Below are 11706 nucleotides of genomic sequence, written 5' to 3'. Positions count from 1 at the left end.
CGCGCCTCAAACGCCGGCGGGGCTGGAATGTGCTGCGCACGGAAAGGGGTCCGGGCCGGGGGCGCCGCGGCCCGTGTCCGGGCCCGCGCCCGGGTCGGTTCCCGCGCCGAGGCCGGCGTCCGGGCCCGCGCCCAGGCTCATGTCCGGTTCGGCCTCCGGCCAGGAGACACGGCGGTGACTGCCCTGCGTATCGCTCACGTCGCTCGCTCCACTGGTCCGGCCCCGGCTGGTTCGGGCACGGCACCCTAGCGGGAGCGGCCGTCACGCACCAAAGCCGTTCGACTACCCAGCGTGTCGAACGAACGGGTGTACCGAAGGTGTCGCCACGACATGCCGAAATGTCGGCACATCGCCATGGCGTCATGTCGTTACGTCGTTACGTCGTTATGTGGCCATATCCACACACCCGCGCGGCGGCGGTCAGTAGTCGAAGGCGCGCGCCGTGTTCGCCGCGAGGGCCGTGGCCATCGCGTCCTCGTCGATGCCGCGCACCGCCGCCATCGCCCGCACCGTCAGCGGGATGAGGTACGGGGCGTTGGGCCGCCCCCGGTAGGGCGCCGGCGTGAGGTACGGGGCGTCGGTCTCGACCAGCACGAGCTCGAGCGGGGCCACCGCCAGGGCCTCGCGCAGCGGCGTCGCGTTCTTGAAGGTGACGGTGCCGGCGAAGGACATGTAGTAGCCGGCGGCCGCGCACTCCCGGGCCATCTCGGCGTCCCCGGAGTAGCAGTGGAAGACGGTCCGCTCGGGCGCGCCCTCCTCGCGCAGCACGCGCAGCACGTCGGCGTGGGCGTCGCGGTCGTGGATGACGAGGGCCTTGCCCTGCCGCTTGGCGATCTCGATGTGGGCCCGGAAGGAACGCTCCTGCGCGGCCATGCCCTCCGGCCCGGTGCGGAAGTAGTCCAGTCCGGTCTCGCCGACCGCCTTGACGTGGGCGAGGGCGGCCAGCGCCTCGATCTCGGCGAGCGCCTCGTCCAGCGCGCCCTCCCCGCCGCCGGCCCGGGCGCCCTGGCGCGACCAGCCGTCGGGGTCGCCGAGGACGATGCGGGGGGCCTCGTTCGGGTGGAGGGCCACCGCCGCGTGCACGTTCGGATGGGCCGCCGCCGTCTCGGCGGCCCAGCGCGAGCCCTTCACGTCGCAGCCCACCTGGACGACGGTGGTCACGCCCACCGACGCCGCCTTCGCGAGCCCCTCCTCGACGGTGCCGGACTGCATGTCGAGGTGGGTGTGCGAATCGGCCACCGCCACCCGGAGGGGTTCGGGCAGCGGGGGCGGGGCGTCCTTGGCGGCGGCGGCGGAGGAAGGGCTAGGGCTCATGGGCCGATCTTATGACCGGCGCAGCAGCCCCAGCAGGCGGGCGAGCAGGCCGGGACGCCGCCCGGGCTCGTTGACCGCGACCGGCCCCGGCGAGTCGTGCGAGGGCCTGCGCTGCCTCGGCGCGCGCGGGGGGTTCTCGCCGGCCGGCACGGGTCCGGCGATCCCGGGGGCGATGCGGTGGTGGTAGAGCCGGTCGATGGTGGCGTTCACCTGGGAGACCGTGCCGGCCCGCATGATCCGTACGACGTGCCCGTCACAGTTCAGGCAGGTCGGGTTGGACAGCGGGGAGGGCACCCGCTCGCCGTTCACCTTGTACATGATGAACGGCTGGCCCTTGCCGTCGGTGTGGTGCTCGATCGCGTAGGCCTGCTCCCAGCCGTACCCGCACTTCATGCACGCGAAGGAGTAGGCCTCGTGCACGGTCTGCACGTCGGGTGTGGAAACGGCGGCAGGACCTGCGGCGGTGGGGACGGGTACCGGGGTGTCTGCGATCTCACTCATGCCAGCTCCTCTTGTTCCACTGGTGCCATTGCCAGTGGACGCCTCTTCGGGCGGGAGCGCATCAGGCCCTGTCCAGTGTTGGACGGTCTTTGGGCCAGTCATGTCTCAAAGCGGCCGGTGCGCGGTCTGAGCTTTGCTTTTCAGGTTAGCCCTTTACCGATCTACGGCATCTTTTGTGCCGCATTCTTTGCCGCGACCACCGCGTCGAAGACCTCGCGCTTGGGTACCCCGGCCTCGGCCGCGACCGCCGCGATGGCCTCCTTGCGCCGCTCGCCCGCCTCCTCGCGCACCCGCACCCTGCGCACCAGCTCCTCGTCGTCCAGGTCGCCGGGGCCGGCGGCCGGGGCGCCCTCGACGACGACCGTGATCTCGCCGCGCACGCCCTCGGCGGCCCAGGCGGCCAGTGCGCCGAGCCCGCCGCGCTTGACCTCCTCGTACGTCTTGGTGAGCTCCCGGCACACGGCGGCCCGCCGGTCAGCGCCGAACACCTCGGCCATGGCCGCCAGGGTGTCGTCGAGCCGGTGCGGGGCCTCGAAGTAGACGAGCGTGCGCCGCTCGCCCTCCACCTCGCGGAGCCGGCCGAGGCGCTCGCCCGCCTTGCGCGGCAGGAACCCCTCGAAGCAGAAGCGGTCCACCGGGAGCCCGGAGAGCGCGAGCGCGGTGAGGACGGCGGAGGGCCCGGGCACGGCCGTGACCCTGATGTCCTTCTCGACGGCGGCGGCGACCAGCCGGTAGCCGGGGTCGGAGACCGAGGGCATCCCGGCGTCGGTCACCAGCAGCACCCGCCGGCCCGCCTCCAGGGCCTCGACCAGCTCGGGGGTGCGGGCGGACTCGTTGCCCTCGAAGTACGACAGGACGCGCCCGGTGGTGTGCACACCGAGGCCCTGGGTGAGCCGGCGCAGCCGCCGGGTGTCCTCGGCGGCGATCACGTCGGCCCGTTCCAGCTCGGCGGCGAGCCGGGGCGGGGCGTCGGCGAGGTCGCCGATCGGGGTCCCGGCGAGGACGAGTACGCCGTCGGAGGAGGGGGATCGGTCGGCGCGGGGCTGGTCTGCTGTCACCGCCTCATCCTCTCATTGGGGCTCGTGGGGACTGGGGCTCGCACAGGGGCGTTCCCTACGATGACCCGGTGACCAGTACCGCGACGCCGCCGCCCAGCCCCGCGGGGGCCCCGCCCGTCCCGCCGGGCGGACGCGGCCCCGAGCACGAGCCGCCCGTGTGGCTGCGCCGCCTGCGGGGGTTCGGCTACCTGCCGGCCGCGCCGGCGGCCGATGTCCGCACCCGCCTCGTGCCCCCGTACGCCCGGCCGTCCGCCCAGCTCTGGGCGGCGCTCGGGATCCCGGAGGCGAGCCGGCGCGGCTGGCGGCGGGCCATGGCGTGGGTGGGGCCGCTGCTGGTGGCGGCCGTGGCGGGGGTGCTGCGCTTCACCCATCTGGGCAGCCCGAAGGCGGTGATATTCGACGAGACGTACTACGCCAAGGACGCCTGGGCCACCATCCGGCAGGGCTACGAAGCCAGTTGGCCCAAGGATGTCGACAAGTCGATCCTCGCGAATCCCGACCTCGTCCCGCTGCCGGCCGACCCCGGCTACGTGGTGCACCCGCCGGTCGGCAAATGGGTGATCGGGCTCGGCGAGTGGATGTTCGGGTTCGACCCGTTCGGCTGGCGGTTCATGACCGCGCTGCTCGGCACCCTGTCCGTGCTGATGCTCTGCCGCATCGGCCGGCGCCTCTTCCGCTCCACCTTCCTCGGCTGCCTCGCGGGCGGGCTGATGGCGGTCGACGGCCTGCACCTGGTGATGAGCCGCACCGCCCTGCTCGACCTCGTGCTGATGTTCTTCGTCCTGGCCGCCTTCGGGGCGCTGCTCGTCGACCGCGACAAGGCGCGCGCCCGGCTCGCCGCGGCGCTCCCCGTCGACGAGGAGGGCCGCGCCCGCCCGGACGCGGAGATCGCGGAGACCCTGCGCCTGGGCTGGCGCCCGTACCGGCTGCTGGCCGGCGTCTGCCTGGGCCTGGCGTTCGGCACCAAGTGGAACGGCCTGGTCGTCCTGGCCTTCTTCGGGGTGCTCACCGTGCTGTGGGACGCGGCCGCGCGCCGCACCGCAGGCGCCGGCGCCCCGTACGCGGCGATGCTGCGCCGCGACGCGCTGCCCGGCTTCCTGTCGACGGTGCCGGTGGCGATCGCCGTGTACCTGACCACCTGGCTCGGCTGGATCCTGAGCCCGGACGACGGCAAGGGCGGCTACTTCCGCGACTGGGCCGCCAAGAACGACCAGAGCAGCGCCTTCTCCTTCCTCCCGGAGTGGCTGCGCAGCCTGTGGCACTACGAGACGGAGGTCTACAAGTTCCACGTGGGCCTGACCTCCGGCCACACCTACCAGTCCAACCCGTGGAGCTGGCTGGTCCTGGGACGGCCCGTCTCCTACTTCTACGAGTCCCCCGCGCCCGGTACCGACGGCTGCCCGGCGACCGAGGCGGGCAAGTGCGCCCGCGAGGTGCTGGCGCTGGGCACCCCGCTGCTGTGGTGGGCTGGCTGTTTCGCGCTGCTGTACGTGCTGTGGCGGTGGTTCTTCCGGCGCGACTGGCGGGCCGGGGCGATCGCGTGCGCGCTGGGAGCGGGCCTGCTGCCCTGGTTCAACTACCAGGAGCGGACCATCTTCTACTTCTACGCGGTGGTCTTCGTCCCGTACCTGTGCCTGGCGGTGGCGATGATGATCGGCGCCCTGCTGGGGCCGTCGGGCTCCTCGGAGCGGCGGCGGGCGCTGGGGGCGATCGGGGCGGGCGTGCTGGTGCTCCTGATCGTCTGGAACTTCATCTATTTCTGGCCGATCTACACCGGCCAGACCCTGCCCATGGACTCGTGGCGTGGCCGGATGTGGCTGGATACGTGGATTTGATCTGGAACCGGCCCTTGACCCACGCGTAAGGTAGGCCGCTCAGGTTCTTTGAACATGTTCAGAGAACCGTGGCTCCTGGGGAGGGGACGTAGTGAACGGGGCGGCTAAGGGTGCCATCGTCGGCGGGGTGTTCCTGGCGATGGCCGGCGGCGCGGCGTACGGGGTGGTCACCCTGGTGGGTGACGGCGGCGACGCCGGCGGCGGACCGGGCGGGAACGGGGCCGGGAAGAACGGCTCGGCGACCGCGCAGAAGACGACCGGGCCGGTCACCGACCGGGAGACGGCCCAGGTCGCCAAGGACTTCCTGGCCGCCTGGGCGGCCGGCGACGCCTCCACGGCCGCCGCCCTGACCAACAACGCGCAGGCCGCACAGCCCGCGGTGGCCGATTTCAAGGCCAAGGCACTCGTCTCCAAGGCCGTCATCACGCCCGGCACCCCGAACGGCGCCACCGTGCCCTTCAAGGTCGAGGCCGAGATCGCCCACGACGGGACGGCCACACCGTTCGCCTACGACTCGCAGCTGACCGTCGTCCGCGGCGCCAGCAGCGGCAAGCCGCTCGTCGACTGGCAGCCCTCGGTGATCCACCCACAGCTCCAGAAGGACGAACGGCTGCGCGCGGGCACCCCGGCCAGCCCCCCGGTCAAGGCCGTCGACCGCAACGGCACGGAACTCACCCCGGAACGCTTCCCGTCGCTGCGGCCCGTGCTGGACGCGCTGCGCAAGACGTACGGGGAGAAGGCGGGCGGCACCCCCGGCGTCGAGGTGTGGATCGAACCGGCCACCGCCGACGCCCCCAGGCGGACCCTGGCGACGCTGGTCGAGGGCAAGGCGGGGCAGCTCCAGACGGTGCTCGACGCCGACGTGCAGGCGGCGGCGGAGAAGGCGGTCGCCCGGTACGCGGAGGCCTCGGTCGTCGCCGTCCAGCCCAGCACGGGCGACATCCTGGCGGTGGCCAACCACCGGCAGGACGGCTTCAACGCGGCGATGCTGGGGCGGCGGGCGCCCGGCTCCACCATGAAGATCGTGACGGCGGCCATGCTGCTGGAGAAGGGCCTGGTCGCCGCCGACCGGCCGGCCGCCTGCCCGCCGAGCGCCACGTGGGACGGCAAGGTCTTCCGCAACCAGGGCGGCTTCTCGCTCCAGGGGCAGCCCTTCTCGACCAGCTTCGCCCGGTCCTGCAACACCGCCTTCATCAGCCTGATCGACGACGTGAAGGACAACGGCGCGCTGCCGAGGACGGCCAAGGAGGCCTTCGGGCTCGGGCTGGACTGGAAGACGGGCATCCCCTCGCAGGACGGCACCGTTCCGGTGACCTCGGGTTCGGCCGCGGCGGCCGAGTACATCGGCCAGGGCGCGATCCAGATGAACCCGCTGAACATGGCCTCCGTCACGGCGACCGCCCGCACGGGCGTGTTCCGCCAGCCGGTCCTCGTCAAGGCCTCCCTGGACGGCCGCGCCCTGGCCACCGCGCCGCGCCCGCTGGCGCCGGGGGTGTCGGCGCAGCTGGTGCGGATGATGCGGCAGACGGCGACGAGCGGGACGGCGGCGCAGGCGATGGCGTCGGTCGGCGGCTCCGACAAGGGGGCGAAGACCGGCTCGGCGGAGGTCGACGGCGCGACCGCCCCGGACAGCTGGTTCACCGGCTTCAGCGGCGACGTGGCGGCGGCGGCCATGGTCGAGGGCGGCGGCCACGGCGCGGACGCGGCGGGCCCCGTCGTCGCCACGGTCCTCAACGCCTCCTGACGGGTCCGGGGCTTCGCCCTGCGGAACGGAGGAAGGGCGGGGCAGGGCGGGTCGGGGCGGGGACAAAACACCTCGACTCCGGCCCGGCACGGCGCTAGCGTCCCGCCATGACGACGAGCACCCCGCACCCCCTCTTCGCCCGGGCCCTCACCGACCTCGGCCTCGACCTCGCCATCCGCACCTTCCCCGAAGGCACCCGTACCGCCGCCGACGCCGCGGCCGCGATCGGCTGCGAGCTCAGCCAGATCGTGAAGTCACTGGTCTTCGCGGCGGACGGCGTCCCGGTCCTGGTCCTCATGGACGGGGCCTCGCGGGTCGACGTCGAGGCGGTGCGACGTCAACTCGACGCCGCGGAAGTCACCCGCGCCGACGCGGCGCTCGTCCGCGAGACCACCGGCTACGCCATCGGCGGCGTCCCGCCCTTCGGGCACCGCACCCGCACCCGCGTCCTGGCGGACCGGGGTCTGCTGACGCACGACGTGGTCTGGGCGGCGGCCGGCACCCCGCACACCGTCTTCCCGATGCCCCCGCGCGAACTCGTCACGCACGCCGCCGCCGAACTCACCGACGTCCGCGAACGCGCCTGACGGCCGGCCGCCGGGCCGACCTACCGGCCGACCGGCCGACCGGCCGACAGTCGCCGGAAAAGGCGCCAAAGCGATAAATCCCTACAGGCAGCCGCGCAACGCCCGCACCAGCGCCTGCGCCCTCGGGTCGGCGGTCACCGACTTGGCGTGCGCGTTGGTGACATAGCCGAAGCCGACGCCCGCCTCCGGGTCCGCGAAGGCCAGCGAGCCGCCGCGCCCCGGGTGGCCGAAGGAGGCCGGGGACAGCAGCGGGGACGCCGGACCGTGCAGCATGTAGCCGGGCCCGAAGCGGGTACCCACGACCAGCACCCGGTCCGCTCCCGCCGCGAACTCGGTGCCGGCCAGCGCGGTCGTCGCCGGCGTGAAGATACGGGCCCCGTCCTCCACCACCCCGATGGTCGCGGCGTAGAAGCGGGCCAGGGCGCGCGCCGTGCCGACGCCGGCCGAGCCGGGGAGTTCCGCCGCCTGGTAGACGGGGTCGTTCTCGTCCGGCTGCGGGTCGATGGCGGCGAAGGCGCGGCGGGTGAGGGACGCGGGGTCGGCGTACGCCTCCGAAACGTTTCTCCTCGGCCGCGTCCTCAGCAGTCCCGCACTCGGCGGCGGCTCGACCGGCGCGACCCGGCCCACCCGGTGCGCCTCGCCCTCCGGCAGGCCGATCCAGAAGTCCAGCCCGAGCGGCTCGGCCATCTCCTCGGCCAGGATCCCGCCGATGGTCCGCCCGGTGGCCCGCAGCACCAGCTCGGACACCAGCCAGCTGAAGGTCTGCGCGTGGTAGCCGTGCGCGCTGCCCGGCTCCCAGAACGCCTGCTGCGCGGCGACCGCCCGTGCCCCGGAGACCCCGTCCGCGGCCTCGGCCACCGTCAGGCCCCGGTCCAGGGCGGGGACGCCGGCCTGGTGGGCGAGCAGGTGGCGGACCAGCGTCCGCTCCTTGCCGCCCGCCTTGAACTCCGGCCAGTACGAGCTCACGGGCGCGTCCAGGTCCAGCAGCCCGCGCTGGTGCAGCAGCAGCGGGACGGCCGCTGCCACGCCCTTGGTCGCGGACCGGACGATCGTCGCCGTGTCCTCGGTCCAGGGCTCGGTGCCGTCCGCGTCCTTCGTGCCGCCCCACAGGTCGACGACCTTGCGGCCGTCGCGGTACACGGCCACGGCCGCGCCCCGGTCCCCGAGGACCTCGAAGTTGCGCGCGAAGGCCTCACGGACGGGCTCGAAGCCCTCGGTCACCACACCCTGGATGTTCACGAGCACACCAACAACCAAAGACCTGCGCTTATGCCGCGCCGACGACACCCCCGGCGCACGCTCCGGCCCGCCTCGGCCGCCCCTCGTCCACCCCTCCGAGGCCCCTCCGGAGCCCCTCCGGGCGGGCTTACGCCGCAGCCACCGAACGCGGGTCGAAGCCGAACGGCAGCTCCAGCCGGTGCGCGCCCATCAGCTCCTCGTCGCACAGCAGGTCGCGGGTGCGTCCGTCGGCGGCGATGACCCCCTCGCTGAGGATGACCGAGCGCGGGCAGAGCTCCAGGGCGTAGGGCAGGTCGTGCGTCACCATCAGCACGGTGACGTCCAGCGCGCGCAGGATGTCGGCCAGCTCGCGGCGCGAGGCGGGGTCGAGGTTGGAGGAGGGCTCGTCGAGGACGAGGATCTCCGGCCGCATCGCGAGCACGGTCGCCACGGCCACCCGGCGCCGCTGCCCGAAGGACAGGTGGTGCGGGGGCCGGTCGGCGAAGCCGGCCATGCCGACCAGTTCGAGTGCCTCACTGACGCGGGTCTCCAGCTCGGCGCCGCGCAGGCCGGCGGCGGCCGGGCCGAAGGCCACGTCCTCGCGGACGGTCGGCATGAACAGCTGGTCGTCGGGGTCCTGGAAGACGATGCCGACGCGCCGCCGGATCTCGGCGAGGTTGCGCTTCTCCACGGGCAGCCCGGCCACGGTGACGGAGCCGACGCCGCCGCCCAGGATGCCGTTGAGGTGCAGGACCAGGGTGGTCTTCCCGGCGCCGTTGGGTCCGAGGAGGGCGACGCGCTCGCCGCGGCCGACGGTGAGGTCGACCCCGAAGAGGGCCTGGTGCCCGTCCGGGTAGGCGTAGGCGACCCCGGAGACCTCCAGCGAGGGCGCGGGGCTAACGTCACCAGAGGCGGCGGATGCATTAGGAGCGGGGGAAGCGGTCACAGCGTCCATCCCATCAGACAGACGGCGAGCGCCGTCACCGGGAGCACGGCCGAGTACGCCCACTGGGCGCGGGTGGCCGTCACTTCGTCGATCACCGGCATGGAACCGGCGTAGCCGCGGCTGACCATCGCGAGGTAGACCCGCTCGCCGCGCTCGTAGGAGCGGATGAACAGGGCGCCGGCGGTCTTGGCGAGCACCCCCCAGTGCTGGATCCCGCGCGCCTCGAAGCCGCGCGAGCGGCGGGCGATGGACATCCGGCGCAGTTCGTCGCTGATGACGTCGCCGTACCGGATCATGAACGAGGCGATCTGCACGAGCAGCGGCGGGAGCTTCAGCCGCTGGAGGCCCAGCAGCAGCGCGCGCAGTTCGGTGGTGGAGGCCAGGAGCACCGAGGCGGCCACCCCGAGGGTGCCCTTGGCCAGCACGTTCCAGGCGCCCCACAGCCCGGAGACGCTCAGCGACATGCCGAGGAAGTCCACCCGCTCGCCCTGCGACACGAAGGGCATGAGCACGGCGAACAGCACGAACGGCACCTCGATCAGCAACCTCCGCAGCAGGAACCCGGCGGGGATGCGGGCCGCGACGGCGACGGCGGCGACCAGCACGGCGTACACCCCGAAGGCCCACATCGCCTCGCGCGGTGTCGACACGACGACGACCACGAAGCCGGCGGTCGCGGCGATCTTGCAGTGCGGCGGCAGCTCGTGCACGGGCGAGTGCCCCCGCCGGTAGAGCTTGTGCGCGTGACCCGCCCCCATGTCAGCTCGCCGACGGGGCGGCCGTGGAGGAGGCGGTCAGGTCCTGGGCGCGGCGGCGGCGCACGGCCCAGAAGATCCCGCTGCCGACGGCGACGGTCGCGCCGACGCCGATGACTCCGGCCATGCCGCCGGACAGGCGGGCGTCGCCGACGTCCTTGACGCTGTAGTCGGCGAGCGGGGAGTCGGCGCTGGTGTGCGGGCGGGTCTTGGCGTCGATGCCCTGGTCGGCGGCGACCTTCTCCAGTCCGTCGGGGCTGCTGGAGGCGTAGAAGGAGACGAATCCGGCGAGCACGAGGGCGGTGACCAGGCCGGTCAGCCAGAGCTTGCGGGTGGAGCGGGCGGCGACCGGCGCGGGGGCCGCGGCGGGGGCGTCGACCAGCTCGCCGCCGACGCGCAGCTTCAGCGGGGCGGTCAGGCCGCGCGCGCCGTGCACCAGGTCGGGCCGTACGGCGATCACGGCGCCGACGGTCGCGGCGGTGATCAGGGCCTCCCCGATGCCGATGAGCACGTGGACGCCGACCATGGCGGTGAACACCTTGCCGATCGGGACGTCGGTGGTGCCGCCGAGGGCGTAGAGGAGGGTGAACATCACGGCCGCGGCGGGCACCGAGAGCAGGGCTCCGGTGAAGGCGGCGACGGTGACCGAGCGCCGGCCGGCGGGCAGGAGCCGCAGCAGGACGCGGAAGACGGCGTAGGAGACGAGGACGGTCACCACGGCCATGTTCAGGATGTTGACGCCGAGCGCGGTCAGGCCGCCGTCGGCGAAGAGGATGCCCTGCATCAGCAGGACGACGGCGACGCAGAGCACGCCGGTGTAGGGGCCGACGAGTATCGCGGCGAGCGCGCCGCCGAGGAGGTGGCCGCTGGTGCCGGCGGCGACGGGGAAGTTCAGCATCTGCACGGCGAAGATGAAGGCGGCGACGAGGCCGGCCAGGGGCGCGGTGCGTTCGTCGAGCTCGCGGCGGGCGCCGCGCAGGCTGACCGCGACAGCGGCGGTGGCCGCCACTCCTGCGGCCACCGAGACGGGTGCGTCGATGAATCCGTCGGGCACGTGCATGGAGCGGCTCCGCTTCCTCTTCCTCACATGAGTGTTTAACCGTTCAAGAGTAGTGCTTACTTGCAAACGGTTGGCAAGAGCTGGCGGCTCACAAATACATACGTGCGGTTTCGTGGGAATGTGCGAGGCTGGACGGGCAAACGGACGTGAATGTTCCGATTCGAGGAGTCCGGTCGATGTCAGCCACCGCCGAGAATCCACCAGCCACCGCCGCGGCCGTCGACGAGCGGGTCAGCGCCCGCGTGATCACCGACGACCCCCTCTACCGGGCGGTCCCGGTCGCCCTGCGGTTCACCCCCGCCGAGCCCCTGGCCGTACGCATCGTCTTCCCCGCCGAGCTGTCCCCCGAGGGCACCGACAACGAGTGGGTCTTCCCCCGCGCCCTCCTGGAGGCCGGGCTGCTCGCGCCGACCGGGACCGGGGACGTACGGGTCTGGCCCTGCGGCCGGGTCCAGGCGGTCGTCGAGTTCCACTCCCCCGAGGGCGTCGCCGTCATCCAGTTCGACAGCGCGGTCCTGCGCCGCTTCCTGCGCCGCACGTACGCCGCCCCCGCCGCCGGCGGCGCGAGACCGGGCTCGGTCGCGCGGCCCACGGCCACCCGTACGGCGTAGCGCACGCGAGCGGCCCCGCACCTGGGGTTCCAGATGCGGGGCCGATGTTCACATGCTTCGCGGGCTCAGTCAGGCAT

11 protein-coding genes are annotated in these 11706 nt (G+C 73.3%); 4 read left to right on the top strand and 7 right to left on the bottom strand.

Annotated features, from left to right (window positions below):
• Positions 1-420 precede the first annotated feature (420 nt).
• From AB0O29_RS15995 to rsmI, 3 genes are all read right to left on the bottom strand, one after another.
• Positions 421-1314: a TatD family hydrolase gene (locus AB0O29_RS15995; protein ID WP_365151964.1), complete on the bottom strand. Its 894-nt coding sequence runs from the start codon at positions 1312-1314 to the stop codon at positions 421-423.
• Between the two features lie 9 nt (positions 1315-1323).
• Positions 1324-1707, bottom strand: a complete 384-nt coding sequence (locus tag AB0O29_RS15990; RefSeq protein ID WP_365151975.1) for a hypothetical protein — start codon at positions 1705-1707, stop codon at positions 1324-1326.
• Between the two features lie 269 nt (positions 1708-1976).
• Entirely contained in the window at positions 1977-2873 is an 897-nt protein-coding gene (gene rsmI / locus AB0O29_RS15985) for a 16S rRNA (cytidine(1402)-2'-O)-methyltransferase (protein ID WP_365151962.1), read from the bottom strand.
• Between the two features lie 155 nt (positions 2874-3028).
• On the opposite strand from rsmI, the gene AB0O29_RS15980 reads away from it, so the two are divergent.
• From AB0O29_RS15980 to AB0O29_RS15970, 3 genes are all read left to right on the top strand, one after another.
• Positions 3029-4708: a phospholipid carrier-dependent glycosyltransferase gene (locus AB0O29_RS15980; protein ID WP_365151973.1), complete on the top strand. Its 1680-nt coding sequence runs from the start codon at positions 3029-3031 to the stop codon at positions 4706-4708.
• A gap of 91 nt (positions 4709-4799) precedes the next feature.
• The gene (locus AB0O29_RS15975; protein WP_365151960.1) at positions 4800-6452 is read left to right on the top strand and encodes a penicillin-binding transpeptidase domain-containing protein; all 1653 of its coding nucleotides are present in this window, start codon (positions 4800-4802) and stop codon (positions 6450-6452) included.
• Positions 6453-6559: 107 nt separating this feature from the next.
• Positions 6560-7039, top strand: coding sequence for a YbaK/EbsC family protein (locus tag AB0O29_RS15970; protein WP_365151958.1), 480 nt, complete (start codon positions 6560-6562; stop codon positions 7037-7039).
• An 81-nt stretch (positions 7040-7120) separates the two neighbouring features.
• Here the strand turns inward: AB0O29_RS15970 and AB0O29_RS15965 are convergent, their stop codons facing one another.
• The 4 genes from AB0O29_RS15965 to AB0O29_RS15950 form a co-directional block, all read right to left on the bottom strand.
• Positions 7121-8278, bottom strand: a complete 1158-nt coding sequence (locus AB0O29_RS15965) for a serine hydrolase domain-containing protein (protein ID WP_365151971.1) — start codon at positions 8276-8278, stop codon at positions 7121-7123.
• A gap of 127 nt (positions 8279-8405) precedes the next feature.
• Positions 8406-9212, bottom strand: coding sequence for an ABC transporter ATP-binding protein (locus AB0O29_RS15960; RefSeq protein WP_365151956.1), 807 nt, complete (start codon positions 9210-9212; stop codon positions 8406-8408).
• Complete coding sequence (gene cbiQ, locus AB0O29_RS15955) at positions 9200-9961, bottom strand: cobalt ECF transporter T component CbiQ (RefSeq protein WP_365151954.1); 762 nt, start codon at positions 9959-9961, stop codon at positions 9200-9202. The genes AB0O29_RS15960 and cbiQ overlap by 13 nt, the downstream gene beginning before the upstream one ends.
• A 1-nt stretch (position 9962) precedes the next feature.
• Entirely contained in the window at positions 9963-11018 is a 1056-nt protein-coding gene (locus AB0O29_RS15950; RefSeq protein ID WP_365151952.1) for an energy-coupling factor ABC transporter permease, read from the bottom strand.
• 176 nt (positions 11019-11194) lie between these two features.
• Between AB0O29_RS15950 and AB0O29_RS15945 the strand changes: the two genes are divergently transcribed.
• The gene (locus AB0O29_RS15945; protein WP_365151950.1) at positions 11195-11629 is read left to right on the top strand and encodes an SsgA family sporulation/cell division regulator; all 435 of its coding nucleotides are present in this window, start codon (positions 11195-11197) and stop codon (positions 11627-11629) included.
• Positions 11630-11706 lie beyond the last annotated feature (77 nt).

The organism is Streptomyces sp. NPDC089915 (assembly GCF_040684675.1).
In the GTDB taxonomy this organism is placed as follows: domain Bacteria; phylum Actinomycetota; class Actinomycetes; order Streptomycetales; family Streptomycetaceae; genus Streptomyces.
Note: the sequence above shows the minus strand (reverse complement) of the source record. Positions and strands in the feature narration are given on the sequence as shown.